Here is a 26,028-nt window from a genome sequence, read left to right on the forward strand (position 1 = left end):
TAGAGGTGTTAATATTTTCCATACTCGTCATCACTCAATATGATGCTTTTCGCAGGTGGCGCTTGGCTAGACTGACCAGATCGTTTATTGACTGCCTGACGGTTCTGCTCTTTCATGTTTTCAAACATCCGCATCATTTCCGGACTCAAGTTTTCATAAGCTTCGGTTCCCATGAAGCCCCCCCGTTTTAGTTTAAACCGGGCAACTTGCTCTTTTAGCATTTCCGTCTGACTTGCCAATTCTTCGCTGGCGGCGGCCGTTTCCTGAGAAGTTGCCGAAGTAGATCAAAAAAACATCTAAATCGACCATTCCACAAGTCCCAAAAGCCAAAAACATCTATATTGAATATTTCACGGTAATGATACCAACGATATTCAATTGGATACCGGTAGCACACACATTGATACCGTGGACGATTCACAAATCAATACTGGCTATTCATGGAATGATACTGCTGCCTTATAATGTATATCAGGGAATAAATATCCAATATTCCTTAATACATTATAAAGGAGGACATAAATATGTCCAGAAAAATTGCCGTGAAGCTCATTATGGAATTGCGTGCTAATGGGCTTTCGCAATCATCAATCGCACGCAGCCGACACATGTCAAAAACTTCTGTTAATGAAGTTTTCCGTATTGCTGAAGAACAGCATCTTTCTTATGATGAGATCAAAGACCGGTCTTCAGACGAAGTCTATCATCTGTTCTTTCCGCATAAACATGCTGAAGAAACCGTTTATGCGCTGCCGGATTATGACTATGTTCATAATGAGTTGACCAAAGTGGGCGTCACCCTCAAAATTCTCTGGCAAGAGTATCGGGATCAATGCACTGCCACGTCACATCTCAACGTTGGTTATACGAAATTCTGTAATGGTTATCGCGATGAAGTGGCGCGTAAAAAGCTAACCAATCATCTGACCCATAAGCCGGGTGTGATCGCCGAAGTTGACTGGAGTGGCAAAACCCAAAAGCTGATTGACCAGGTGACCGGTGATGAGATAAAAGTTTATCTCTTTGTTGGCACCTTGCCTTACAGCCAGTATACCTATGTTGAACCATGTTTAGATATGAAACAAAATACCTGGCTCAATTGTCATGTGCACATGTATGAATACTTTGGTGGTTCAACGGTTCGCACGGTTTGTGATAATCTCAAGACGGGTGTTGTTACGCATCCCAGGGAAGGTGACATCATTCTCACTGAAGCTTATGAAGCTTTGGGTGATCACTATTGCACGGCTATTATGCCCGCCCCGGTGCGAAAACCAAAAGCAAAGGCTTCGGTTGAAGGCAGCGTTGGTAAACTCGCCACGGCGGTGATTGCCAAACTTCGAAATAATGTCTACTACACCCTTGCCGACTTGAGAGTCGATGTCCTGGCGGCTCTCAAAGTGTTTAATGACCGGCCTTTCCAGAAACGGCAAGGCAGTCGTACTGAAATCCACGACACCATTGAGCGCACCTGTTTGAGACCATTACCGGTGCATCCCTATGAGCCAGTTACCTGGTTTTACAACAATAAAATCTATTCGGATTGTCATATCGTTTTTGAAAAGAATCATTATTCCTGTCCTTATCAGTTTGCGGGTAAAAAAGCCGATTTACGTGTCGGTGATTCATTTATTGAGATTTATTGCCACAATGAGCGGATTGCCAGTCATCATCGTTTCCCATACTATACCATTGATGGTTGGTCGACTCATGATGAAGATTTGCCTGAAAGTTTTAAACAGGCGGAATGGAATCAGGAACGTTTTATGAAAGAAGCACAGAGCATCGGTGCTTCAACTTTGGCGGTGATTCAGCTGATTTTCGAAAATACCCGGCTCCCGGAAAGAGCTTTTAATCCGTCAAAGTCGGTACTGAAACTGGCTAAAAAATATTCGGCGGTACGGCTTGAAAATGCCTGCGAAATGGCCCTCAAAACGCTTCGTTCGCCGAGATACAAACATCTCGAACCGATATTAGCCGCTGGCGAAGATATCCTTTATGCCAAAGACCGGGATGCCGCTCATCAAGCTGAAACAGCGAGTACCACCGGTTTTATCCGTGGGGCATCTTACTACGGCGGTTACGACAATGATTAATGACGAAACCCGACGCAAACTCCGCGAAATTCAGCTTGAGGAAATGATTCAGGTGATTGACAGACAGGCCAAAGATACGATTTATGCCACCCTCTCTTTTGACGAACGCATGAAAATGATTGTTGATTATGTTTATCAGGAAAAGCACAACAAGCGTGTTGCAAGCCTTATAAAACGGGCTCGATTCAGAATTCCGAATGCCGCCATTCAGGATGTTTTCTTTGCTGAACGACATCTTGATAAAGATCTGATTCTGGAAATTGCTACCGGTACTTTTATCAGCAACAATCAGAATATCATCATTTGCGGGTTCACTGGCTCGGGAAAGTCGTATCTGGCTTGTTCCATTGGAAAAGAAGCCTGTAAACAGGGCATTCGCACCCGGTATATTCGCTTGCCCGACCTTCTGATGGAATACGGCGAAGCAAAGAACCAGCCGAATGGGCAAAGCAGGGAACTCAAAAAATATACGAACTATCCCTTATTGATCCTTGATGAATGGCTAATTACTGATCTTTCTGATGATGAACTCCATTTTCTTTTTGAACTGGTCGAACGCCGTTATGACAACGGTGCTACCATTTTCTGCACGCAGTATAAGATCGAGGAGTGGCATGCTCGTCTCGGTGGTGGTGTTCTGGCTGATTCTATTATGGATCGCATTATACATGGTGCTCACATTGTCAGCTCAGGCAGTATAAATATGCGTGATTTTGTATTAAACCTTTAATGAACCCATTTTAGGGAATGCCGGTATTACCGGTATCATTTTGTGAACCAATGGTATCATCTCAAGTACTGCCAGTATCATTAGCGTGTACTGGCGGTACTCTTAGCGTGAAATAATCATATATCGACTTCTCGCCTAGCACTGACATCTAAATCGTACTGTACGGTCCAAAATCAGCTCTTTGGATCGATTCCCACGAAGCAATAATTCACCTGTTTTCATATAATAAAATTATAGCACAAAAAAAGAAAAAGCCCAGTAATACTGGACTTTTAAGACATTTATTTTTCTACTCGTGACATCAATACGACCGTCTCAACGTGTCCCGTTCCCGGGAATAAATCCACTGGCTGAACCGCCTTAATTGCATAACCGGCATCAGTCATAAATTTAAGATCTCTAGCCAGGGTTGAAGGGTTACAGGAAACATAGATAATCCGGGGAGTTCCAAGGTCATTGATGGCTGTCAGCAGTGATTCTTCACAACCTTTACGAGGTGGGTCTAGAATGATTAGGTCCGGTTTGACGCCTTCTTCTTTGATAATCTTGAGCATCTCATCTTCTGCTCTGCCCAGATGGAAGCTGGCGTTTTCAATTTGATTTAAACCAGCGTTTTCGCGCGCATCAAGAATAGCATCACCCACGCTTTCAATCCCAATCACTTGTTTGGCTTGAGCCGCCAGATAAAGACCGATGGTGCCAGTACCGCAATAAAGATCAAAAACCGTTTCAGTACCTTTCAAATCGGCAAAAGCTTTAATCGTATCATAGAGCTTAACGGTTTGTTTGGAATTCACCTGGAAAAATGAGTTAGGTGAAATCGAAAAACTGAGATCTCCGATCTGTTCAACTAAGCGGGCAGCACCATGAACACAAAGGCTTTTTCGGCCCAGAATGACGTTGCCTTTCTCGCGGTTGATATTCACATAAATGCTTTTAACATTAGGAATACCTGCCAGTATGCCTTCTACAATGGCTTGACGCTGACTTAAATCTTTCCCGTTGATGATCAGGGTGATCATATTCTCGCCCTGGAGGTTCGTGCGCTGAAGCACACCCCGGACGTAACCCTTATGGGTACGTTCATCATAAATACTTAAATTCAGATCCTTTATCAGAGCATTGATGGTTTTAATTGCATCCGCTGCCGATTCAGGCTGGTTTAGACAATCTTGAATATGAACCAGGTTGTGGGATTTTTTCGCATAGAAACCCATACCTTTATTGTCCAGTTTAAACTGGGCTTTATTTCGATATCGCTGCGGATCTTCCATACCAACTATGGGGCTAACTTCAATTTCCTTTAGTCCCCCAATACGCTGGAGTGCATCCTTTACCATCTTAGATTTCGCCCGTAGCTGACCATCATAACGCATATGCAGGATCTGACAGCCCCCACATTCTTCAAAGTATGGACAAGCAGGAGTCACCCGTTCGGGTGAAGACTGGTTAATGGACAGAAGTTTACCCTGAGCATAAGTTTTTTTTACATTTTTAATTTCCACTTCCAACACATCTCCGGGGAGGCCGCCTTCAACAAAAACAATCATGTTGTCAAGTCGTCCCACCCCTTCGCCGCTATGGGTAATGTCCATTATTTCCATGGTATACTTCTCGCCAACTTTAATCTGGTTGTTTGTTTCGTTCATTCTTACTTCCTTAATTTTCTTATTTTTTACTGTTTGAGATAAGCCTTCATTTTTTTGAAGGTTTCTTCCGAGATGATATGTTCGATGCTACAGGCATCTTTTTCAGCAACGGGCAAGGACACATCCAAGGCTTTTACCAGATATTCAGTAATTAAGCGGTGTTTTTCATAAACCTTCACCGCCCGATTTTTCCCTGCTTCGGTAAGATAGATCTGTCCATAACGTTCGTGCTCCACATAACCCAACTCCTTGAGCTTACGCACTGCGTCATTGGCACTAGCCTTGCTGACACTTAACTCTAATGCGATGTCGGTAATCCTGACACCTTTGCCATGTTTTTCACTCTCCAGATAAATGGTTTCGATATAATCCTCAATGGATTCGGTTAATTTTTTTTCCATTTTTACCTCTGCTTTTATCCTTTTGATTTATTTTTGATTGTTTTGTCTGAACTGACTGGGATGAGCTTGCTTTTTTTGCCTGGGAATTCTGACGGTTGGAACTTTTTACCTTTTCCGGTATCAGCGCCTTTTTCCCCGATCCGATTAAATCCTCACGGTAGGCTTTCGTCAGTGCCTCATAAACCAGCAAATAATTATCTCGCTTTTGATACTGAACCAAAGCCCGTTGCATATTCTTTTCCCGTCCCTTAGGTACATAAACCACTTCCAGCGTCAGGGGATTGATCCCTGTATAGTACATTGCAGTAGCCACTGAACCCGGAGTCGGATAAAAATCCTGAACCTGCTCCGGAAAAAAGCCCATGTCCCGGATATACTCTGCCAGTTTGATCGCCTCTTGAAGCGTACAGCCGGGGTGCCCAGTGATGAAATAGGGTAAAATAAATTGATTTTTTCCAAGTTGCTGATCAATCTGTTTAAAATCTCGGGCAAATTTTTCATAGACCTTGAAGGCCGGTTTACCCATATGACGCAACACCTCATCAGACACATGTTCCGGAGCAACCCGGAGCTGTCCGCTGATATGATGCTCCACCAGTTCTTTAAAAAAGGTTTTATCCTTATCCAGAGCCATATAATCATAACGGATGCCCGACCGGATAAAAACCTTCTTAATCCCCGGCAACTTTCGGACCGCCCGAAGCGTTTCCAGATAGAGTTTGTGGCTGGGATCAATACTTTTACAGGGTTCTGGAGCTAAGCATTCACGATTGCTGCAATAACCTCGGGTTTCCTGTTTTTTACAGGCCAGGTGGGAAAAATTTGCGGTGGGTCCTCCAATATCATGGATATACCCTTTGAAATCCGGGTCCTTGGTCATCCGGCTGGCTTCGCGGACGATCGACTCCCCGCTGCGCATCTGCACGTATTTACCCTGATGAATGGCCAGGGCGCAAAAAGTACAATTGCCATAGCAGCCCCGGTTAGCAGTAATGCTAAACTTTACTTCTTCCAGGCCTGGTATCCCCCCAAGCTCATCATAGGCGGGATGCCAGTTATAGGTAAAGGGCAGATCATAAAGGTCGTCAAAGGCTTCTTGACTTAAGGGCAGTTGCGGCGGATTCTGACACAGGTAGCGATTTCCGGATTGCTGAAAATAGGTCTTAGGATCGTGAGCATTGTTACTCTGATAAATGAGGGCAGTGGCTTTGGCATAAGCCATTGGATCAGTCATCACTGCTTCGGTAGCCGGTAATACCACCCCATCATTTACATCTGCTTCCTTTTGAATCACCGCGGTTCCTTTAATATGGGTTAACTGATCCACTGGAATTCCAGCCTCCAACCCCTGAGCAATTTCAATCATGGCCAGCTCGCCCATCCCATAAACCAGTAGATCCGCCCGGGAATCAAACAGAATTGGTCGTCTGACCTTCTCCTGCCAGTAATCATAGTGGGCAAAGCGGCGCAAGCTGGCTTCGATACCACCAATAATCAGAGGGATGTCACCATAGAGCTCTCTAATTTTTCCACAATAAACGATGGTCGCTCGATCCGGCCGTAGACCTGCTTTTCCCCCAGGAGCATAAACATCCTCATGACGGCGTTTTTTGTTTACCGTAAAATGATTTACCATCGAATCCAGGTTGCCGGCTGTCACCAAAAACCCCAGTCGAGGAACGCCCAACTTTTTAAAATCAGCGTTTTCCCGCCAGTTGGGTTGGGCGATGACACCAACTGCAAAGCCTCTGGATTGGAGTACTCGGCCAATAATAGCCGCTCCAAAAGAGGGATGGTCTACGTAGGCATCGCCAGTCACGAGAATAAAATCACACTGATCAATGCCCTGGGCGTTCATCTCATTTTTTGACATCGGTAAAAAAACCGTATTTTTGTTATTTTTTTGATCAAAACGGGATTTTTGCCGATCATCGTTCATTGATTTCTTCATTCATACCCTTTCTTAATAATTTTTCACATCAATTAATAATAAACCTCTGAAATGATTACAATAAATTCAGAATGCCCAAACGTTATGCTGCTGTTATTATTGACACACTCAAATTTTGAAGCACCTTCGATTTAATATTTACTGAAAAAGTCTGAAATAGATTGGAAAATTAATCAAAATCACACTGTAAACCACCATAAAGAAGGTTTGATTCAGTTCAATGGTCATCCCGATGGTGTCTCCGGTCATACCACCAATTTTATGCTGGAGATTTTTCATTAACAGCCAGGCGGGCAGTAAACAAATAACTGCAGTCAGTAATCCCGGCAAGCCTAAAATCAGGGTTGTATAACCCAGTAATAAGACCAGATAAATAATAAAATGGTGTAGCCTTGTCATTTCGACAAAGCGTTTACCCAAGCCGCCGCCCCCAGGAGCATAGGTGGAAAAACATGTCGACATGATCGCAGCTACCCGTCCAAAGACTGGTATAATCAAAATCGCAGTGCTGTGTTCTGGTAAAATGATGGTATAGCTCATCCAATTTGTTAAAATAATCAAGATCAGGCCAATCGCACCAAAAGCACCCAAACGGCTATCTTTCATGATTTCCATCATCTTCTCCCGATCTCTGGCGGAAAACAGAGCATCGGTGGTGTCGGCAAATCCATCCAGGTGTAAGCCACCGGTAAGCCAGATATAGGCGATCACCATGAGCAGGGCTTCAGGGCTTCAGGGCTTGGAGCTGAACAAAGTGAATAAACGAAAAAACAATGGAGGCCGCAAAGAGGATCAGCCCGATGAAAACACCCACCAGAGGGATTAAAATCATTGCGTCATAAAACTCCTCGGAACTGACATCCTTTAGTTTAATGGGTATTCGGGTAAAAAAAGAAATTGCTATTAAAATTTTTCGCATCTGTTTCTCCAGTTATTGTTAGTCGTCAGGCCGTTGCAAAATATTTTACGGATCGCTACCAATTTTGCAATAACCAATTTAAATTTCTGTATGGCAAAACCCAGAAAAAAGAAAAGCATGAATTTGCATTCATACTTTATGCGATCTTTATTTTCTGAATTTAGTTTTTAATTTACCTCATAAACACTCTATTTATACTTCATCCACAAAATCAAATCGATCGACAATCAGTTGTTTTAATTGTTCAACTGCTTTTTTTTCGTCATCGCCAGTTGCTTCGATTTGGATCTCATCGCCTTTTTGAACGGCTAAAATCATCACACCCATAATGCTTTTGGCATTAACCCGGGTTGCTTCTTTTTTGATATAGATTTCGCTTTTAAAGTCATTGGCTCTTTGTACAAAAAGAGATGCTGGTTTTGCATGAAGCCCTGCTTTGTTCGTAACGACTACTTTATCAACTATCACAATAATCCACCCCTTTACTATAAAATTCCCCTATGGTACTATTATAACCTCACCGTGACATTTTAGCAAGTATTGCACTTTTATTTCTTTTCACTTGTAAAATCTTTTTTTAAGTTTTATAATGTATGATATGTAAAATGAGATCTATACTTTGCGGAGGTGAAAAAAATGAAAGTTACTAAAGATATGGGCATCATGGATGCTGTTAACGCATATCCGGATTCTGTCAACGTATTCCAGGCTTATGGAATGCATTGCTTTGGTTGTATGGCTGCACGTTTCGAAAACATTGAAGAAGGTGCCCTGGCACACGGAATCGACGTCGATGTGCTCATTAAGTCAATCAACGATGCGTTGGACGCAGTTGATCTGACAAAATAATCAAGTTAGCACTTAGCAACGTATTTTTACAAATGCGTTGCTTTTTTTTAATATTTATTAGCTTTTTATAATTATCCCCTTGAAATAACCAGATATAATTGTTACAATGAATAGAATTAAATCAATACGATAGAGGTGCGGACTTTAAGATTATCGGCGAAGACCATGGCAAGTGGGATGAAGCGCTGTGAAAGGAAAGCTCGCCGAAGGACCATGAATTGCCCCCATGATCCTGGGCTTACTGTAAAGAGCAGTAAGACTGTCATCATTTTTATGATGGAGTGCTATCTAGAACCCATAGAAATCGCATGTACGCGTTTCTTTGATTTTTAGCCGGTACACGTTACTGGCTTTTTTTATATCAAATTTTTGGAGGTCTTATGAAATCTTATAATGTTGCCGTTGTTGGTGCCACTGGCATGGTTGGTCAAAAGATGCTACAGGTACTGGCTGAGCTTAAATTTCCAGTTAAAAACCTATACCCCATGGCATCTAAGCGGTCCGCTGGCAAAGAAATTATTTTTAACGAAAAAACCTATGTCGTTCAGGAGCTTTGTGATGAAGCCTTTGACCAGGATATTGATATTGCCTTATTTTCAGCTGGCGGCGACACCAGCGAACGATTTTCCCCAGTCGCTGCCGCCAAAGGTGTCATTGTTATTGACAACAGCAGTGCCTTCCGGATGGATTCGTTGGTGCCCCTGGTCGTTCCCGAAGTCAACCCGGAAGACCTGGACTGGCACGGAAACATCATCGCCAATCCCAACTGCTCCACCATCCAGGCAGTGGTCGCTTTAAAACCACTGTATGATGCTTTCGGGATTAATCGGATTGTCTATTCCACCTATCAGGCTGTTTCCGGTTCTGGCGTCAACGGTTATGCTGACCTGGAAAGAGGGATCAAGGGCGAAGCCAATGCTTTCTATCCCCACCCCATCGCCTATAATGTGTTGCCCCACATTGATTCCTTTCTTGATAATGGCTACACCAAAGAAGAAATGAAAATGATCAATGAAACCCAGAAAATTCTCCATGACGATAGCCTACGGATTACCGCTACCACCGTGCGGGTGCCCGTTTACTACAGCCACAGTGAAAGTATCAACGTGGAGCTGAAAAAGCCTTTTGAGTTGGACTCGATCCGGTATATTTATGGCAATTCCTTAGGAATTGTGCTTCAGGATGATCCCGCCAACAATGTCTATCCCCTGGCTCGGACAGCTGAGAACACCGATGCTGTCTATGTAGGTCGTCTGCGTCGTGATTATAGCGTCGACAATGGTCTAAACCTATGGGTTGTTGCTGACAACATCCGCAAAGGCGCTGCCTCCAATGCAGTCCAGATTGCCTTTTCACTAATCGAACGCGGATTGATCTAGGCCACTAAATTAAGTATCGTTGGCTTTGAAGAACAATTATTTAATACGTCAACCCCCAAAAACAAATCAAAGGAGATTGAAAATGAGTATTTTTACAGGAAGCTGTGTTGCACTGGTTACCCCGTTTAAAAATGGAAAAGTTGATTTTGAACGTTTTCACAAACTGATCGACTGGCAGATCGAACAAAAAACCGACGCCATTCTAATTGCCGGTACCACTGGTGAAACCTCAACCCTCACCGATGCCGAACATTTAGAACTACTAAAAGATGCCGGGAAATACATTAACGGCCGGGTTCCTTATGTTGCTGGAACTGGTAGTAATGACACCGCTTATTCCATCATGCTTTCTAAGGAAGCCGAAAAAGCTGGTGCCGATGCTGCTCTGATTATTAACCCCTACTACAATAAATCGACCCAGCGAGGAATCATCGCTCATATTTCTGCTATAGCCAATGCCATCACTATTCCCGTGATTATTTACAATGTTCCCAGTCGCACCGGCATGAACATAGCCGTATCCACCATTAAAGAATTGAGCAAAATCGCCAATGTAGCTGCTGTTAAAGAAGCTAGCGGCGATATCAGCCAGGTCACCGAAATCGCCCGTGTTTGTGGTAGCGATATTGATATTTACAGTGGTAATGATGATCATGTACTACCAATACTATCTGTTGGCGGCAAAGGGGTCATCTCTGTCTCAGCCAATATTATTCCCGCTGATATGCACAATCTGGTGACCAGCTTTATGGCCGGCGATCTGGCTAAAGCCCGGGAACTACAATTTAAAACCAACCTGGTCAATCTGGCGATGTTCTATGAAACCAACCCCATTCCTATTAAAACCGCCATGGGTTTGATGGGAATGGACTCTGGAGAAATGCGACTGCCGCTAGTCGATATGGAAGAATCCAACAAAGAAAAACTGGTTGCCGATTTAAAAGCCTATGGCTTATTATAGGAGACTGCCATGATCAATATTTTACTCAGTGGCGTCTCTGGGGCCATGGGCACCACCCTCCAGCAGATTATTACCGCAAACCCAAACACCCAGGTGGTGGCCGGATTTGATCAGCAGGCTAACACCAGTCTGCCCTTTCCGGTTTACACCAATCTGGAAACCTGCGCCGAAGCAGTGGATGTGATCATCGATTTTTCACACTTTGCGGCTTTCCCGAAAATTTTCGGCTTTGCCAAAAGCAAAAAAATCCCCATTGTCATTGCTACTACTGGTCTGTCGGAAACCGATCTGACGGCCATCAAAGAAGGTTCCCTTGAATTTCCGGTTTTTAAAACCGCCAACCTATCGCTGGGCATCAATCTAATTGCCAAAATGTTAAACGAAATGGTAGCCAAGCTGGAAAGCGGCTTTGATATTGAAATTATCGAAAAGCACCATAATAAAAAACAAGATGCTCCCAGTGGCACCGCACTGCTGCTGGCCGACGCCATCAATGAGGGGCTGGAAACAAAAAAAGATTATTCTTTTGGCCGCCATGGCCGTGATACCAAACGCACTGAAAATGAACTGGGCATCCACGCCATCCGCGGTGGCACAATCCCCGGCGAGCATTCTGTAATATTTGCTGGCAACGACGAAATCATCGAAGTCAGCCATATGGCTTTATCCAAAAAAGTCTTCGCCGAAGGCGCCGTCAAAGCTGCCCAATACCTGGTTGGAAAAGCCCCCGGGCTCTACGACATGTCGATGGTCGTCAACGACTAATATCTAAGAAAGGATCAATAAACAGTCGATTAATCATAACTGCTACTGATTTAGAGGTTAATCTCATGCATATCGTTGTTCAAAAATACGGTGGAACCTCAGTGGGTTCCACCGAACGGATTTTAAATGTTGCCAAGCGCATCATTGCAAAGAAACAAAACGGTCACCAGGTTGTGGTGGTGGTTTCAGCCATGGGCAAAACCACTGATGATCTGGTAAAGTTAGCCTATGAAATCAATCCCTCCCCACCCAAACGGGAGTTGGACCGGCTTCTATCTACCGGCGAACAGATCTCTATTTCGCTGCTATCGATGGCGCTCCAATCTTTAGGTCATAATGCCATTTCTTTCACTGGGCCCCAGGTCGGTATCCGCACCAGCGGCCGCCATACTAAATCGCGTATCGAAGGCATTGACACCACCAAAATTATGGAAGCCTTAAATGATGATAAAATTGTCATCATTGCCGGATTTCAGGGGGTCAATGAAAATGATGATGTCACCACCCTGGGACGGGGCGGCTCTGACACCAGTGCCGTCGCCTTAGCCTGTGTTCTGGATGCCCCCTGTGAAATCTACACCGATGTCGAAGGGATTTTCGGAGTAGATCCCCGGCTTTACCCCAAAGCTAAAAAACTGAACGCCGTCTCTTATGACGAAATGCTGGAGATGGCCAGTCTGGGTGCTGGGGTTATGCATCCTCGCGCCATTGAATTAGCGAGTAAATACGACACGACCATTTGGGTGGCTTCAAGTGAATACGAAGTACCCGGCACCATCATCAAAAAAGGAGAAAAAAATATGGAAGGACAATCCATCACCGGTGTGGCCATTGATAATGACGAAATGATGATCACCATTCGTGATATTCCTTTTGATACGAATATCACTTCTCAGTTTTTCAGTCAATTTGCCACCAAAAGTATTAACATCGACATGATCAGCCAAAGCGCTCCCATTGATGGTCTTATTAACATCTCATTTACCGCGCCGGCTTCTGATCTAAATGATGCCAAAAAAATTCTGTCTGCTTTTCAGGGAAAACATGCTGGAATCGGGGTCATCATCAATGAGAAAATTTCAAAGTTATCTGTTGTTGGCATTGGCATGCGCAGTCAGTCTGGTGTTGCTGCCAAATTTTTTCAACTTTTAGCCGATAATAACATCCAGATGTTGATGATCACCACGTCAGAAATTCGTATCAGTTGCATCATTCTATCAGACGATAAGGATCAGGCTGTCACCGCCACCGCCAAAGCCTTTGATTTATAAAATTAACTGAGCATTAATTAAAAACAGCAAATCCCGATTATCATAATAAGCCAGTAATCCAAACGGCGTGTCTGGATTACTGGCTTATTGAATTAGGAAAACTTCCTATTATTTTTGGGGATGACGGGGGTTTTTCGATACAATGTCGATGGCGCGGGTTAGTTCACTGGTCAGATCGGCCTTATGCTGGGAGGTCATTTCATCAATTTTCGAAAATAAAAGCCCCTCGCGTGTTACAAAATAAGCAGGTTTTAATTTATTGAGCGCAATTGCCTTAATGTCTTCCATGCAAAGTTCACATCTGCATATTTCTGGATATTGTTCTAGCATATGTGGTAAAAATGAATCAACCACATCCTCCATGTAATTCTTTAACATCTCTTTCCCTCCAAATTTTGTCGAATTAGTATACTGCTGATAATTTAGTCAAACTGACACTTACAATTCTTAGTATACTATTAAAACAACTCCATTTCAACCGTTTTCAGCTCAATATTTGAAATTTGATTTTAAGCGATCGGAAAAAGCATTTCACATCAGACGGACCTGGTTTTTACCATTTTTCTTGGCCTGATACAAAGCCTGATCTGCTCGGTAAACGATGCTGTCAGCCGTTTCATCGTCCCTAAAAACAGATACACCCAGACTGATCGTAATACGTTCTTGTTCTGGAAAATAATGCTCACTGACTCGTCCCCTGATTTTTTCTGCCAGCTCCATCGCCTCACTAGAATCTGCATCCGGAAGAATTGCCAGAAATTCTTCACCACCCCATCGACCAATCAGATCAGATGATCGGATAACGTCTTTAAAAAGCTGTGCCAGTTCAATTAATACTGCATCACCAGCTAAATGACCGAAACGGTCATTAATATTTTTAAAGTGATCAATGTCGATCATAATCAAAGCAAAAGCTGTGGCCTTTGTTTTTGCCCGATCCAATTCATGCTCCAGAGCACAATCCAGTTTAACGCGATTACAGAGCTTGGTCAATTTATCGGTTTCTGAAAGTTCTTTCATTTCCCGTCGTATTTTTACTTTTTCAGTAATATCACGGGTAACCGCCAGCAGTTCCCGAAAGTTATTTTCTTCGTCATAAATTCCGGATAGCACGGTGTCAGTATAAATACTTTCGCCATCCTTGCGTACCTGTCGTTGCTCAAAATTGACCGGGTAGAACGGTTCTCCCTTTTCTACCATTTTTCTAATTGCGACCCTTTGTCGGTCCATCTCTTTTTGTACGCCAGGGAGAAAATAACCAATTTCGCGATAGTGGTTCAAAACTTCTTCAGGGGTATAGCCGGTTAGTTTTTCTACCGAAGGGCTAATATAGGTAAAATTACCTGACAGATCCACCGTTGCAATAATGTCACAAGCATGATCAGTCATCAGACGATAGTGCTCTTCAATTTCTTTGCTCGTCTTATCCCGCTTTTTGATAATATTAGCTTCCTGAAGCTTACCTGGTATGTTTTTTTCGCCCTTAATTCTGATACTTTTTGAGGCGATGCTCTTAATAACCCCACTGCTGGATCGTTTGACATTATTTTGAAATTGTTGAAACGAGTCCAGAATAAAACCATTGCCCTGGATCTTATGGTGAATATTTCCTGCACGCAGTGCTTCTGCAACACTTCTTACCGTCCGAAGACTCTGTTCCAGCACTAAAAAGTCTGCATCTCCCTCTGCTATATTGGGGATGTCGTTACTTAACTTTTTATTATTTAAAATTGTATTAACATAATTAATCATCGCTTTAGCGTCGTGACTTAACATTTTTCTCTGGCCTCCCTTCATTTAGTAACATTTACACAATTATTTTTTTGTATCATAAAACCTTAACAATCTACTTTAAATCTTTGTTCAAATTTTACGGGATTTTTGGTGAAACAAATAGTTTTGTATCATCAACTGCCGCAAATGAAACCTAAATGCACTAATTCATCCAAGTCGTAGGTGTCCTAGGTTTCTTTGACATTGACAAAGATTAATAAGCTTTAAAAAAACTGGCTAGCTAATTTTAGCTCACTTTTGGGGGGAAATGGAACCCCTAGCATCCAATCCTATTTAAAAAATCCACTTTCGTTTTTTATTTGTCTTTATCAGAACTGACTGGTTATATCGATACACCAAAAATAGCTCCGGAAATAAACGGGATCAACCAGATCAGCCAGACAATTAAGCTGAGTTTATGGAAATTTACCTTGGCTTTTTCATCACCCTTAACTAAGACCACCGTTGCCCAAACGGCATGTAACATCATCAGTACAATCGCGAGCATCCCCGTCATGCCGTGAAAATTTAGAAACGATCCCCCAGACGAAATTTTGCTCATCATTATTGTTCCCGTGGTGTCACAAACCAATCCGATATAAAACACAACTAAATGCCATGTTTTTAGCTGTCCTTGAATTTTTTCACCCCATACACCGATCGTATAGAATACCAGTGCCAAGGTAATGGATATGATAGCATAAATTAACATAATAAGATTCTCCTACTTATATTTATATTTTTTATCATAACTAACAAAATCAAATTGATCCAGCATCTATTGCGATGAATTCACGCTGTGTTATTGAATATTATACAGCAACCGACAATATAAAACAAAACCTAATAAAACTAAGAATCTAGCCAGTCAAACAATATGTCTGAGTGTGGGATAGGCCAAATCAATTTCGGATGCGTCAGATATCAGTCTAAGAATATCTTCCCAGATGTCATTATTGGTATCACGTCTTTGTTTTGGCAGACACAGGTATCTTAATGTCAATTCAACCCCACTTTCTTTAACATCGGTATAGACAATCGGGGTCAGATTGTTATATAGGATCATGTACTTTCTGGCTGTTGATTTTATTTGTTCTGCTGCTTCTTCAGTAAAATGAAGAGCATGATGATTGACAATTTCGGTCAGCTTTTCTTTAGCTAATTCCCAGTCACTTTCGAAGGTAATTAAAACTGAGATTTCATTCCAGATATATTTAAAGCCTTTGGTGTAATTAACGGTGGGATAAACAAAAACATAATGGTTGGGGATATCGACAATCCGTCCGGTGCTCTGTTCTCCAACCTGAATATCGGTGACTTCCATTAGCGAAAATTGAAACAAGCGAATGTCGATCACATCCCCCCGACTATCGCCGATCAGGACGCGTTGACCGATTTCGAAGGGTTTTCGAATCATGATGAAAAACCAGGCTGCTATGTTAGCAAAGAGATCTTTAAGGGCGATTGCAATCCCCGCTGAGAGCAAACCAACATAAGTGGCAATATAAGCTGTATTTTGAGCCCACAAAACCCATAAGATGATCAGATAAACACCTGAAAAAAGGTAATAAATCCGCTTTCTGAAAATATGATAACGACTGTTATCATCGATGTAGCGAAATAAAAGTCGATTGATGATCGTGACAACTAGAATTGTGATGATCAACCATCCGATCGAAAAGATAATATTCAGGGTGTGATTATTTTCAATAAAATAGTTTGTAATTTCATTCATTAATTTCTCCAGACTTAAATTTTTAAACAATATTTTTATTAAAATAACAGTTTGTAGTCGGAAAACCGTTATCCAGGCAGTGTAACCAGTTACTGAGATAGAAGGTTCCTCATTAAGTCTTAGTTCTTTATTTAATGATCATTCATCACCCAATTTATAAATATAGCAGCAATTTCCGGATCAAATTGAGTGCCGGAACCGTTAACGATGGCGCAAACTGCCTGGCTTTTATCCATTGCCAACTGATAGGGGCGGTCCGTAACCATCGTATCATAGGCCTCGGCAATCCCGATAATTCGTGATTGAAGGGGTATTTTTTTCCCGATAGCCCCTTGGGATAACCACTACCATCCCACCATTCATGGTGACCCAAAATTGCCAAGGCAATCTCAGCCATATCTGGTGAGGTGTTGGTAATATGGTAACCGATTTCGGGATGTCGTTTAACGGTCACCCACTCATCAGCAGTCAAGTCTCCCTTTTTGTTTAAAACGTCCGGATTAAGGGTAACCTTGCCAATGTCATGGAGCAGCGATGCCCAGTTCAGGGTCTCCATTTCCCGACTGCTTAAATGCAGTTCCTCACCGATCCTTCGGGCATACTGGCTGATATTGTAACCATGGGTTTTTTCAAACCCGCTTTTGGCATACAGAGACGCCATGATCGCGCGAATGGTATCATCCCGAACCTGAGGTTTGAGCAGTAGTTTGTGCTTATACATCTGGTTTTCCGCATTTTTGAAGACCACCATCATATCTTCGGACAGGTTTTTTTTAGTATCCCAGCCAAAGGCAATAGAAAGCACACCGTGATCTACCGGTGCCAAGGCCACAGCCTGATTCATACGTTCGACGATTTTTGCAGTAACTACCTCATCGGTGTTGGGCAACAACAGTACAAACTCATCACCACCCCAACGGGCGGCAATATCGTTAGGCCGACAGAATTTTTTCATGATTTTTCCAGTAGCATAAATCACTCGATCCCCTGCCAGATGACCAAAAGCATCATTGATCATTTTAAGATTATTAATATCCCCCATAATAATTGAAAGTGGGAAATGACGACGACCGTCGATGCGTTTGAGTTCTTCCTCAAAATAGCGTCGATTGTAAAGCCCCGTCAAATGATCATGATAACTCAGATATTCAATTCGCTCATTTTGGGCTTTTCGTTGCGAAATATCCCGAAAAATGAGAACCACCCCGGTAGTAACCCCATTGCTATCTTTTACTGGAGTCGCACTGTCTTCGATACTAAAACGATTTCCATATCGATCAGTAATCATGGCATGTTTGGTTGAAGTGGTAGTGAAATCCGTCCTAAGCACCTCGTCGACCGGATTAGACACCAGATATTCCTGATTCTCATGGGACAGATTAAAAATTAAATTAAAACTCTTCCCCTGTGCTTCATCATTGGTCCATCCGGTGAGTTCTTCGGCCACCCGATTGAGCATTGTGACGCGCTTCTCCAGATCGACCACAATGATCCCATCTCCAACGCTTTTCATCACCTGGTTAAGATTTTTATGACTGCATTCCAGCTGATTAATCAGAAAATAAATCCCTGAAGCCACAAATAAAAGAATGCTAGCCCGGAGTACTGGCGCCATCAAAAATATGCCGTTGCTGAGATAGTCCATGACGATATGGAACATTCCCAGAAACATGGCCAGCTGGACCACGTATTGTTTGTACCATAGACCTACCATTACAATCACCACATAAAAAAGATGAGTGTAGACGACGTCAATACCCTTAAAATAGTTGAAATAAACCGCCACAAAAATCGTCCCCAACAAACAGAGACCGACGATGGTGATGCGAATCTGATGATTATCTGTTACCCGACATTTTTCCATAGATTAACCTCATTTCGTTAATAATATACGATTTAAGCTCCTAAATGGATGCCGGCTAATCCGATCGGATCGGCGTACGACAATGAGGACAGAAATTTTCTTCGGTGAGTTTAACTCTCGCCAGGCTGGTTGGCTTGGAGCAGGTCATTGTTTTCATGAAATTTCTCCTTTATACTTTTCAGATAAGTTCTTAATTAGAACATTAATTCACAGTGGCGTCATTGGAATAGCCACGCTTTTCCCAGTAACCTTTGTAGCTTTCATCACTGGATAGTTCAATTTTATTAACCCAGCGGGCCCATTTATACCCAAGTCTATCTTCGGCCACCACAATAAAAGGAAAACCCATTGACGCTGGCAATGACACGCCATTGGCCGAATAGGCTAATAACATGTCTTCGTCTTTAATGACTGTTAGTGGCATCGATGTGGTATAGCCATCGACACAGTGAAAGATCACGACGGTGGCATTATCTTTAATCCCTGCATCAGCCAGCAAATCGTTAATGTGCACGCCTTCCCAAAGCACCGTGGCTTGCCATCCTTCGACACAATACAAGGTAATCAAGCGCTGCGCTTTCTCTTTTTCCAATACCTGTTCATAGGTATAACTTACAGGCTTATCAACCAGACCGGTCAATTGCAACTGATAGGTACTAAGATCTACTTCTTGAATCCCAGAAATTGAATTGTCTCTGGGCCCGATGGCAGGGTCGAGCCGAACCCCCTGATATTCCCGAATTTCCAGTTCCTGATAGCGGCTGGCGGTCGCCTGGGAAACAGCATCTTCCTTTCCATTATCAACTTTTGAAAACAAGTTCATGTTACTGATAAAGTAAATGGCAACCACCACTGCAATTACCCCCACCACTAAAATAATTCTTCGTCGCATCGCATGATCTCCTTTTACCACTTTCGTGTGTATCTGTTTTATTATACTCTATCAGGCGGGTTAATTAACAGCATTTAATTCGACCTCAACCTGGCAGGATGGGGTAAAACCAATACTTATTTCCACCGACGTCACAATGGTTCCACTGCTTACTTCACCAGAAAAAATAGTAGCCCGTCGTTTCCCAATTTCCATGATCTGTTTACTCATTTCTACACTTCTTTTTAAGTTTGATTCAATGAAAGGGTAGCATTTATCATTTCTATGAGATGGTTAGGAAAATAATCATCGTCATTTTCTATTGAAATCAGCCGTTCTTTCATCCGTTGACCCAGTTTCCTGGCTGTTTCCTGATCACCATAGCACAACAGCCGTTTCAGTTCAGACACGCTGTCAGTCAAAGCATCCCCGCAGGCACTGACCCGTTTATAGCTGAGAAACCCTTCGTCCAGAAACCAGCTCAGGGTTCTTTCAAAATGCTGGTAAATCTGTTCGGGATCGATGCTGAGTGGTTGCAGGACCATCCCTTGCTCCAGCACCGGTTCTGACTGATCTTGGATCTGAAAGACCAGGGTGGCTCCTTCATAGCAGGTAAGTGCCTGGCCAAAAGCTTCGATGGACACGACTTGCCCATCAATAACCAGGCTGGCCAGATCTCTGGATTCTTCATCCAAGGTAATCCGGCCGGTACCAACACTATTTAAGCCGTACTGGCCATCACTCAAATGAATTGCATTACTGATTGGCTGATTCTCTGAATAACGCACCAGGGTCTTCTGGGCCAACCCCTTTGCGATCTTCTGGATTAACTGCAGATAGGCAAATGCCTGATTGTCCTCCGGTCTCGACTGCGTTTCAAATTCATAGCCGCCATCAATTTCCCAGCCCCGCCAGATGGCAATGCCCGGAAGCAGCAACAGTGAGATTTCAAATGTATGGTCATTCCCCTGAGGGTCTTTTAGAGACACGACCATCTCACAGGGATCGACGGCTGCGATCCCCAAGTGCTTTGTCATAATCTGGTTATGGCAACTCAGGCAGAAATCACCACTTTCTTTAATATGTATGATGGCTTCATTTTGTTGGCATTGATTGCATTTCATACAACATTTCCTTTCTTATACATCGTTTTAATCTATTAATCTTCAGGTTTAATAATCTATGGCAGGGACAAATATTGGTTCAGATCTCTATTTAGTTTTCAATCCTTTTTAAAATTCTTTTGTTGCCGTTGCACCGGCTGCGGCCGGGAATGACTGTCTTTTTTTGGTCCAATCCCCTGAGTAAAAGCACAACCCTTGTGATAATTAGAGCAACCCCAAAATTCACCATGAACACTACGGCGAATCACCAGGCTGCCCCCACATTTGGGGCAGATCTGCTGCCGGGATTGCAGCTCACTGGGAAAATCAGCCATCAACTCTTTCACAAAGACCGACTTGTTACCATCTTGAACCAACAGCCAAGCCTTTTTCTTCGTCCGGGTCATGGCCACATAAAACAGGCGCCGTTCCTCCGAATAAAGATAATCCTCGGTATCGTCAAGCAGCAATTGAACCACCGCATCATTTTGAATTTTGCTCGGAAAACCATAGCTTTTTTCTTTATTATTTAGAATAAAAACATAGTCCGCCTGTAAACCTTTGGATCTATGAGCCGACAAAAATTCCATCTGTAAATCAGTTCTGGACGGATAGCTGACCTGAGTCTTACCGCCTCGATTATCATACTGGCACTTAAACGGCGATTGGTCAAACAATTTAATATCATGATTATAACGACCAATAAAAAAGACACTGCTATTTTGGGGCAGCTCCATAATGGTCGCTTCCATAAATGTTACCAGACTTCTTTCATTGTGCCCTTCAATCAGACCCAGTGAAAACTCACCCTCTGGATGGGATCGATCACCCGCCACGGCACTCAATTTCTTTTTGATATGCTTGGGGTTTTTCATCACAAAATGGCCGCTGACGTCAATCAAACTCCTGGAAAAGCGGTAGGTGGTTTCGATCTTGCTGGCTTCCGCAGCCCCCCAGTAGCTTTCAAAGTCCAGAATATAATTGATATCACTGCCCGCAAAACCATAAATACTCTGCCAGTCATCCCCGACACAAAATAAACCAAAATCCGACTGATTGCGCATCGCTTTCAGCAGGTTGTACCGGGCCCGGGAGATATCCTGATACTCATCCACAATCACATAGCCATAATGGTGCCGATTCTGGCCACTGATCACATATTTTGTGGCCAGATTAATCATATCGTTAAAATCGATCTCATTATTTTTTTCGAGCTGGGTCTGATAAGCTTTAAAAACCGGTTCAATCAACTCAATGATCCGGTAATTACTGCGTAACTGATGCCCCTGATGGATGCGGTTTAATTGATAAAGCTGATCAAAGAGCTGATTATTAATCTTCACCAGGTTGATCACAGTTTCAAACAATTGTCCCAGATTCTCGAAAAAATGACCCTGATATTTTTTGATCTCAGCCCACAATTCAGCATCTGATTTGGGCTTAAAGACCACCTCGGCGGCAAGCAATTTTTCTTCCAGCACCTGTATCAGCTTGCCGTCTAAATGGTCATAGGCATAGAGCTCCAGCATCGTAGTATTGTTTTCGGCATGGATCTTGCGTTTCCACACCATCCCTTGCTGATAGCTTTGGGTGGCAGTTTTGTTGGCCTTAGCCTTAAAATAATCGGGTACCTGCCCCTTGCGGTCAATGCCAAAATACTCAAGGTAGAGATCCGCATCCGGCAAATAGAAATCTGGAACATATCGGGCATACTCGATGGTTGCGGTATCGGTCTGGTAAGGGCGTTCATACTGGTAATTAATGCCTTTTTGATACAGATAATTGGCGATTTCCATTTCGCCATAACTTTTGACCAGCTCATTTTTCAGGGTCACCGGCTGATTAACGGACAGATAATCCTGGTACTCCGTCTGGTCTTTAAAATCAAAGGCTGACTTTTCTCTGATCCGATAGAAGCTGAGATATTGGATAAATTTTCTCAGGTAAATCGGATCTTTGAGCAATTGATTGAGGGTTTCCTTAACAAAGGTTGACAGATTGATCTGAGTGATGTTTGGCTTGACCCCATTTACTGCCGTGATGATATTCATCCCCAGCTTGTGGAAGGTCATGGCCGCGATGTTTTCGCCGGTTTCTTTGTTAATCCGCTGACACATTTCGGTGGCCGAGGCGTTGGTAAAGGAAAGTACCAGAATTTCGGCTGGTTTGTATTTTTCCGCTTTAAGCAAAAATTTGATCTTGCCAATCACAGTGATGGTCTTTCCGGTTCCGGCGCCCGCAACGACCTGGTGATTGCGACCTTCTTTTAAAATACAGGCCAACTGCTGGGCGTCGAGGTTTTTCCCTTCAATCGGCAGGATCATATTTTTTATATTTTCCAGCCGCGCTGTAATGTAGGCGTCGTTGTGTCGATTCACCTCATCCGCCAATTCGGAGAACCGTTGCGAAAAAGCCGCGATGCGCTCAAGGGTGTTTTTTTCCGCGGCCGTCATTTGCCTAGCCGTTCGAATGATCCCATCGCCACTGCTTAAGTAACGCCACTGATATTGCCATTGATCTAGTTCAGACGCATCAATATAGTGATCTGGATCGGCAAAGAGGGCATCCAACGAAAGTGTTGCGGTATTGAGTTCAGTGCTGATGGTGTCATTGTGACGATTGGCATGGTCTTTCTTGCGGCGCCGTTCAGCTAAGAACTTTTTTAAGAAACACATCGATCACCCTCCTTTTATCCGCATTGATAAAGCTAAACTAATAATGCGATAATCCCCTGACCGTATTTCTCAACCTTGATCAGGACAGCCATAAATTAATGTCAGGCACGGGCATGATCTTTTCGACCTTTCCGATGGCTGGATCAATGACGAAATCAAAGAACCGTTAACGTCGATTATCGCAGAAAAACTGGAAACCTATTCCAATCTGAAAATCCTTAACCCCAAAGCCGAACAACTGCTGGGGGAGCGTCAGATAAATTTTATTTAATACCTGGCGGAGGATCTCGGTTATGATTGACAATAAATATCTCAAGAACCTGTACGACTTTCCCGATGTAGATCCCAGTATCAACCAACTGCTTGAATTACTGACATCTAAAGACCAGGCCTTTTTGGAAAACCTGACCGTGCCATTGGAAATTGCCACACTAGATGAGGCTGAACGCCATTATCTGACGATTTTTTTGCGAACATTGATCATCAGCTCCAGCTCGATCAGATCGATGTGGCTAACTGGTTCCGAGCTGAAGCTTTTTGTTTTGATCAACCCTACTTCCATTCAAAAGACTCAGCGACTTCGAAAAGTTCAAGATCCAGTACACGTCCCCGGCTCCTTCAAAGCCGACAGGTTTATTATTTCCCGACGAGCTGAAGAGGGTTTAGCAGCGTTCATTTAGAGCTCAGTTCCTGTTATCAGCACACCCACCTAAATGGTGCTTGTTATAAATTAATAATCTATAATGGCAGGCATGGCATGTTTATTAGTTTATGTCAGGCACTGTATGCTGTTTCAGAGGTTTCATATGCACTTAGTTTTGATTAAACTAGGAGTCCTGCTATATGACTTCTGATAACACCATTAAGCATGCTGTATCTATTCTTTAGGTATGATTTTGTAGTTAAATCATCTACTTTTCCATCGTAATTCGAAATGTATAATTTTGCTTTTGCTTCAACTGTCAAGCTTTGTGCATAATCATGAAGACTTTTATCTGATATATCTCTATTTGAATTTTTTGTTATTAACACAAAATTCAAGGGAGAATTATAAATTGAACTATTTTTATTTCTAAGATCTTTCGTAGAATCTCCGACCTTCGTTGCTGAACCTAAAGGTATTATATGATGGGCTTCAAGTTCATTTTCTTCTTCCGCAAAAACACTAACAAGTTTACTATTATCAAACATATCACGATATGTTTGCGCTAATAAGTACTGGCAAAAGAAATTACGCAATACAGTTTTTGGATAACGATCTTCATCCGCATACTCTAACAGTAAAACACCTTCGTCGGAAAAATATTTTGTTTCCAAAACATTTTTCATCATTTTATTCAGCCAATCAGCGTTACTTTTTTTTGTAAATTGTCTCACCATTGCCTGTAAATTTGTAATCATACGAACATTCTGATCTTTGTCATATTCACCCGAAAAAATGGCACTCCAATACCAAGCTTCCAATTTTTTATGAACCTGTTTATCATTGAACCACGTATCATCAATGAAAACTGTTGAAACTAAAACAATCATAAGTGAATAATTAATTTCCTTAATATCTCTAATACCACACCGTGTATTAAAAAAGAACATTGCTCTATCTATAGCATCACAAATAATTTCGCACTTGTCATCTATGAATTTCGGATTCATATCTAATATTTTATTTCTTTTCATATGATCTATTCTAAACACATCAGCAGTGAAGGTTAGATTATTATAATATAATGAACAAACGTTTAAAAAGACATCAATATATGTAGTCGATATAACATTTTTGCTTAGGTCATAGCATTTTAATCTAATTGATGCGTTGTAATGTTCATTTTCAATGCTATTTTTTAATAAATTTTGAACTCCATCAGGAATCACGTCGACATTATAAGTTCTAGGTTTTCCAATATTTTCAGCAATACGATTGTAAAAATTTGTTTTACTTACAGTCGCCACTCTAGCCATCACTAGATCAAACGTATTTAAACTAATTCCACCACGATTCAAATTTTCATATATATATCTATTGCTCTTGCTCTTTTTGATTCTTCAACGATAATCTGGTTTAATGTCATATTCCGTATGCATGAATCTAAATAATCCTGCAAATAACGACCCCATAGCTGGCTACGGTTTTCTAACTCCTTCATAAATTTTGTATAGTCTTCTTTGATATCATTTCGTTCTTCTTCAATAAATATTTCATCAATAAAGAAATTTTTATCTTCGATAGTTGTTTTTTTTGTAAACTCATGAATAATTTCATCTTTTATGGAATCAGAAATTTTCTTGACTATTCTTTGATAACACAAAGTGATTACACCACTTCTTTTCTTTTCAGTAGGTATAATCAAATATAATGGTACCAAATAACCATCTTCATTGGAAATGCAAAAATCATCAAGTTCAATCCCGAGGTCTGTATCAGGATTATATGGCTGACAATCATTCTTTTTAAAATATTTAACTTCGACAAACGGAAGAATATTGCTTGATAGAAAATCGGGTTCCTCCGAATCTGGGCGTGTGATAGGAAAATCCAATTCATGAACCCCAAAAATATCTTCTTCAGACCCACGCTTACACCATTTTGGAATTCTCAAAAAAAATCTTCTTTTTAATGATGTAGAAACTAAATCACTAATCCTCTTACAATCATCAAATATGGCATTTGAAAAAACATTTGTTAATACAGTTATACGTTGCTGGCCATCTAGCAGAAATTAAGTATCAACAGATAGCGTTGTTATATCAATTTCTGTTTTATTACCTATTGCTTTTGAAGAAAACTCATCTGGTTTAGATTTTAATAGTAATATACTGCCAATAGGCATTCTAGACAAAACTGATGCTACAATTTTACGCTGTTGCTCTTCATCAGTCCACACAAATTGTCTTTGAAAATCTGGTAATAGTATTTTATTTTCTTTGATATCTTTGACTATATCACTAAAATTTGTTAACACACTTGCCATAATTACACCTCTTATTTCATAATATTCTCAAATTAAAGATTTCTATTCTATTTTTACCAATCTACCA

26 protein-coding genes, 1 pseudogene and 1 riboswitch are annotated in these 26,028 nt (G+C 41.9%); of the genes and pseudogenes, 8 read left to right on the forward strand and 19 right to left on the reverse strand.

From position 1 onward, the window contains the following. Positions 1-8 precede the first annotated feature (8 nt). Positions 9-239, reverse strand: coding sequence for a hypothetical protein (locus DOZ58_RS03330; protein ID WP_204355464.1), 231 nt, complete (start codon positions 237-239; stop codon positions 9-11). Between the two features lie 285 nt (positions 240-524). Here DOZ58_RS03330 and istA point away from each other — a divergent pair, with 285 nt between their 5' ends. Together istA and DOZ58_RS03340 are read left to right on the forward strand one after the other, a co-directional pair. Next, complete coding sequence (gene istA / locus DOZ58_RS03335) at positions 525-2,096, forward strand: IS21 family transposase (RefSeq protein ID WP_111887007.1); 1,572 nt, start codon at positions 525-527, stop codon at positions 2,094-2,096. After that, positions 2,089-2,826, forward strand: coding sequence for an ATP-binding protein (locus DOZ58_RS03340; RefSeq protein WP_111886795.1), 738 nt, complete (start codon positions 2,089-2,091; stop codon positions 2,824-2,826). Before istA ends, DOZ58_RS03340 begins: the two co-directional genes overlap by 8 nt. 281 nt (positions 2,827-3,107) lie before the next feature. Here the strand turns inward: DOZ58_RS03340 and rlmD are convergent, their stop codons facing one another. The 6 genes from rlmD to DOZ58_RS03365 all read right to left on the reverse strand — a co-directional run bounded on the left by rlmD (position 3,108) and on the right by DOZ58_RS03365 (position 8,214). Next, positions 3,108-4,475, reverse strand: coding sequence for a 23S rRNA (uracil(1939)-C(5))-methyltransferase RlmD (gene rlmD, locus DOZ58_RS03345; RefSeq protein ID WP_111887008.1), 1,368 nt, complete (start codon positions 4,473-4,475; stop codon positions 3,108-3,110). Positions 4,476-4,501: 26 nt separating this feature from the next. Continuing rightward, complete coding sequence (locus DOZ58_RS03350; RefSeq protein WP_111887009.1) at positions 4,502-4,876, reverse strand: metal-dependent transcriptional regulator; 375 nt, start codon at positions 4,874-4,876, stop codon at positions 4,502-4,504. After that, positions 4,848-6,827 (reverse strand): YgiQ family radical SAM protein, encoded by a 1,980-nt coding sequence (locus tag DOZ58_RS03355; RefSeq protein ID WP_111887010.1) that lies wholly within the window; start codon positions 6,825-6,827, stop codon positions 4,848-4,850. The genes DOZ58_RS03350 and DOZ58_RS03355 overlap by 29 nt, the downstream gene beginning before the upstream one ends. A gap of 138 nt (positions 6,828-6,965) precedes the next feature. Further along, a complete protein-coding gene (cobS, locus tag DOZ58_RS03360; protein ID WP_256372202.1) occupies positions 6,966-7,541 on the reverse strand; it encodes an adenosylcobinamide-GDP ribazoletransferase in 576 nt (191 codons plus the stop codon). 10 nt (positions 7,542-7,551) lie between these two features. Continuing rightward, on the reverse strand, positions 7,552-7,746 hold the full coding sequence (locus DOZ58_RS19070; RefSeq protein ID WP_256372203.1) for an adenosylcobinamide-GDP ribazoletransferase: 195 nt from the start codon (positions 7,744-7,746) through the stop codon (positions 7,552-7,554). Between the two features lie 192 nt (positions 7,747-7,938). Next, the gene (locus DOZ58_RS03365; protein ID WP_111887011.1) at positions 7,939-8,214 is read right to left on the reverse strand and encodes an HPr family phosphocarrier protein; all 276 of its coding nucleotides are present in this window, start codon (positions 8,212-8,214) and stop codon (positions 7,939-7,941) included. A gap of 168 nt (positions 8,215-8,382) precedes the next feature. Here DOZ58_RS03365 and DOZ58_RS03370 point away from each other — a divergent pair, with 168 nt between their 5' ends. From DOZ58_RS03370 to DOZ58_RS03390, 5 genes are all read left to right on the forward strand, one after another. Further along, complete coding sequence (locus tag DOZ58_RS03370; RefSeq protein WP_204355465.1) at positions 8,383-8,595, forward strand: DUF1858 domain-containing protein; 213 nt, start codon at positions 8,383-8,385, stop codon at positions 8,593-8,595. Positions 8,596-8,717: 122 nt separating this feature from the next. After that, positions 8,718-8,890: riboswitch (Lysine riboswitch) on the forward strand. Positions 8,891-8,975: 85 nt separating this feature from the next. Continuing rightward, positions 8,976-9,974 carry an aspartate-semialdehyde dehydrogenase gene (locus DOZ58_RS03375; RefSeq protein ID WP_111887012.1) on the forward strand — a complete coding sequence of 333 codons (999 nt, stop codon included), beginning with the start codon at positions 8,976-8,978 and terminating at the stop codon, positions 9,972-9,974. A gap of 82 nt (positions 9,975-10,056) precedes the next feature. Next, positions 10,057-10,935 carry a 4-hydroxy-tetrahydrodipicolinate synthase gene (gene dapA, locus DOZ58_RS03380; protein ID WP_111887013.1) on the forward strand — a complete coding sequence of 293 codons (879 nt, stop codon included), beginning with the start codon at positions 10,057-10,059 and terminating at the stop codon, positions 10,933-10,935. Between the two features lie 9 nt (positions 10,936-10,944). Next, a complete protein-coding gene (gene dapB / locus DOZ58_RS03385) occupies positions 10,945-11,700 on the forward strand; it encodes a 4-hydroxy-tetrahydrodipicolinate reductase (protein WP_111887014.1) in 756 nt (251 codons plus the stop codon). Positions 11,701-11,765: 65 nt separating this feature from the next. Beyond that, complete coding sequence (locus tag DOZ58_RS03390) at positions 11,766-12,971, forward strand: aspartate kinase (protein WP_111887015.1); 1,206 nt, start codon at positions 11,766-11,768, stop codon at positions 12,969-12,971. Positions 12,972-13,079: 108 nt separating this feature from the next. On the opposite strand, the gene DOZ58_RS03395 is transcribed toward DOZ58_RS03390, so the two are convergent. The 9 genes and pseudogenes from DOZ58_RS03395 to DOZ58_RS03430 form a co-directional block, all read right to left on the reverse strand. Next, entirely contained in the window at positions 13,080-13,349 is a 270-nt protein-coding gene (locus tag DOZ58_RS03395) for a late competence development ComFB family protein (RefSeq protein ID WP_111887016.1), read from the reverse strand. A 153-nt stretch (positions 13,350-13,502) separates the two neighbouring features. Continuing rightward, on the reverse strand, positions 13,503-14,747 hold the full coding sequence (locus tag DOZ58_RS03400; RefSeq protein ID WP_162624398.1) for a sensor domain-containing diguanylate cyclase: 1,245 nt from the start codon (positions 14,745-14,747) through the stop codon (positions 13,503-13,505). A 340-nt stretch (positions 14,748-15,087) separates the two neighbouring features. Further along, a complete protein-coding gene (locus DOZ58_RS03405) occupies positions 15,088-15,456 on the reverse strand; it encodes an HsmA family protein (protein WP_111887018.1) in 369 nt (122 codons plus the stop codon). Between the two features lie 156 nt (positions 15,457-15,612). Then, a complete protein-coding gene (locus DOZ58_RS03410; RefSeq protein WP_111887019.1) occupies positions 15,613-16,479 on the reverse strand; it encodes a mechanosensitive ion channel family protein in 867 nt (288 codons plus the stop codon). 131 nt (positions 16,480-16,610) lie between these two features. Continuing rightward, a pseudogene (locus DOZ58_RS03415) lies at positions 16,611-18,343 on the reverse strand (HD domain-containing phosphohydrolase). A gap of 202 nt (positions 18,344-18,545) precedes the next feature. Continuing rightward, positions 18,546-19,235: a molybdopterin-dependent oxidoreductase gene (locus DOZ58_RS03420; protein ID WP_111887021.1), complete on the reverse strand. Its 690-nt coding sequence runs from the start codon at positions 19,233-19,235 to the stop codon at positions 18,546-18,548. Between the two features lie 60 nt (positions 19,236-19,295). Further along, positions 19,296-19,445 carry a hypothetical protein gene (locus DOZ58_RS18450; RefSeq protein ID WP_162624399.1) on the reverse strand — a complete coding sequence of 50 codons (150 nt, stop codon included), beginning with the start codon at positions 19,443-19,445 and terminating at the stop codon, positions 19,296-19,298. A 14-nt stretch (positions 19,446-19,459) separates the two neighbouring features. Then, positions 19,460-20,338: a hypothetical protein gene (locus DOZ58_RS03425; protein WP_111887022.1), complete on the reverse strand. Its 879-nt coding sequence runs from the start codon at positions 20,336-20,338 to the stop codon at positions 19,460-19,462. 98 nt (positions 20,339-20,436) lie between these two features. Then, complete coding sequence (locus tag DOZ58_RS03430) at positions 20,437-22,992, reverse strand: UvrD-helicase domain-containing protein (RefSeq protein ID WP_111887023.1); 2,556 nt, start codon at positions 22,990-22,992, stop codon at positions 20,437-20,439. Positions 22,993-23,285: 293 nt separating this feature from the next. Between DOZ58_RS03430 and DOZ58_RS03435 the strand changes: the two genes are divergently transcribed. Further along, positions 23,286-23,672, forward strand: a complete 387-nt coding sequence (locus DOZ58_RS03435; protein ID WP_111887024.1) for a hypothetical protein — start codon at positions 23,286-23,288, stop codon at positions 23,670-23,672. A 142-nt stretch (positions 23,673-23,814) separates the two neighbouring features. Here the strand turns inward: DOZ58_RS03435 and DOZ58_RS18815 are convergent, their stop codons facing one another. The 3 genes from DOZ58_RS18815 to DOZ58_RS18825 all read right to left on the reverse strand — a co-directional run bounded on the left by DOZ58_RS18815 (position 23,815) and on the right by DOZ58_RS18825 (position 25,961). Then, positions 23,815-24,951 (reverse strand): DUF1524 domain-containing protein, encoded by a 1,137-nt coding sequence (locus tag DOZ58_RS18815; RefSeq protein WP_242988590.1) that lies wholly within the window; start codon positions 24,949-24,951, stop codon positions 23,815-23,817. Positions 24,952-24,989: 38 nt separating this feature from the next. Further along, positions 24,990-25,589: a hypothetical protein gene (locus tag DOZ58_RS18820; RefSeq protein ID WP_242988591.1), complete on the reverse strand. Its 600-nt coding sequence runs from the start codon at positions 25,587-25,589 to the stop codon at positions 24,990-24,992. A 120-nt stretch (positions 25,590-25,709) separates the two neighbouring features. Beyond that, positions 25,710-25,961: a DUF262 domain-containing protein gene (locus DOZ58_RS18825; protein WP_242988592.1), complete on the reverse strand. Its 252-nt coding sequence runs from the start codon at positions 25,959-25,961 to the stop codon at positions 25,710-25,712. Positions 25,962-26,028: the final 67 nt, after the last annotated feature.

The sequence above is a fragment of the Acetobacterium sp. KB-1 genome (genome assembly GCF_003260995.1).
GTDB lineage: Bacteria > Bacillota > Clostridia > Eubacteriales > Eubacteriaceae > Acetobacterium > Acetobacterium carbinolicum.

Coding starts and splice junctions, on each gene's coding strand:
- istA (WP_111887007.1), top strand. CDS start 525: ATGTCCAGAAAAATTGCCGTGAAGCTCATTATGGAATTGCGTGCTAAT.
- DOZ58_RS03340 (WP_111886795.1), top strand. CDS start 2,089: ATGATTAATGACGAAACCCGACGCAAACTCCGCGAAATTCAGCTTGAG.
- rlmD (WP_111887008.1), bottom strand. CDS start 4,475: ATGAACGAAACAAACAACCAGATTAAAGTTGGCGAGAAGTATACCATG.
- DOZ58_RS03350 (WP_111887009.1), bottom strand. CDS start 4,876: ATGGAAAAAAAATTAACCGAATCCATTGAGGATTATATCGAAACCATT.
- DOZ58_RS03355 (WP_111887010.1), bottom strand. CDS start 6,827: ATGAAGAAATCAATGAACGATGATCGGCAAAAATCCCGTTTTGATCAA.
- cobS (WP_256372202.1), bottom strand. CDS start 7,541: ATGGTGATCGCCTATATCTGGCTTACCGGTGGCTTACACCTGGATGGA.
- DOZ58_RS19070 (WP_256372203.1), bottom strand. CDS start 7,746: ATGCGAAAAATTTTAATAGCAATTTCTTTTTTTACCCGAATACCCATT.
- DOZ58_RS03370 (WP_204355465.1), top strand. CDS start 8,383: ATGAAAGTTACTAAAGATATGGGCATCATGGATGCTGTTAACGCATAT.
- DOZ58_RS03375 (WP_111887012.1), top strand. CDS start 8,976: ATGAAATCTTATAATGTTGCCGTTGTTGGTGCCACTGGCATGGTTGGT.
- dapA (WP_111887013.1), top strand. CDS start 10,057: ATGAGTATTTTTACAGGAAGCTGTGTTGCACTGGTTACCCCGTTTAAA.
- dapB (WP_111887014.1), top strand. CDS start 10,945: ATGATCAATATTTTACTCAGTGGCGTCTCTGGGGCCATGGGCACCACC.
- DOZ58_RS03390 (WP_111887015.1), top strand. CDS start 11,766: ATGCATATCGTTGTTCAAAAATACGGTGGAACCTCAGTGGGTTCCACC.
- DOZ58_RS03395 (WP_111887016.1), bottom strand. CDS start 13,349: ATGTTAAAGAATTACATGGAGGATGTGGTTGATTCATTTTTACCACAT.
- DOZ58_RS03400 (WP_162624398.1), bottom strand. CDS start 14,747: ATGTTAAGTCACGACGCTAAAGCGATGATTAATTATGTTAATACAATT.
- DOZ58_RS03405 (WP_111887018.1), bottom strand. CDS start 15,456: ATGTTAATTTATGCTATCATATCCATTACCTTGGCACTGGTATTCTAT.
- DOZ58_RS03410 (WP_111887019.1), bottom strand. CDS start 16,479: ATGAATGAAATTACAAACTATTTTATTGAAAATAATCACACCCTGAAT.
- DOZ58_RS03420 (WP_111887021.1), bottom strand. CDS start 19,235: ATGCGACGAAGAATTATTTTAGTGGTGGGGGTAATTGCAGTGGTGGTT.
- DOZ58_RS18450 (WP_162624399.1), bottom strand. CDS start 19,445: ATGAGTAAACAGATCATGGAAATTGGGAAACGACGGGCTACTATTTTT.
- DOZ58_RS03425 (WP_111887022.1), bottom strand. CDS start 20,338: ATGAAATGCAATCAATGCCAACAAAATGAAGCCATCATACATATTAAA.
- DOZ58_RS03430 (WP_111887023.1), bottom strand. CDS start 22,992: ATGTGTTTCTTAAAAAAGTTCTTAGCTGAACGGCGCCGCAAGAAAGAC.
- DOZ58_RS03435 (WP_111887024.1), top strand. CDS start 23,286: ATGATTGACAATAAATATCTCAAGAACCTGTACGACTTTCCCGATGTA.
- DOZ58_RS18815 (WP_242988590.1), bottom strand. CDS start 24,951: ATGGCTAGAGTGGCGACTGTAAGTAAAACAAATTTTTACAATCGTATT.
- DOZ58_RS18825 (WP_242988592.1), bottom strand. CDS start 25,961: ATGGCAAGTGTGTTAACAAATTTTAGTGATATAGTCAAAGATATCAAA.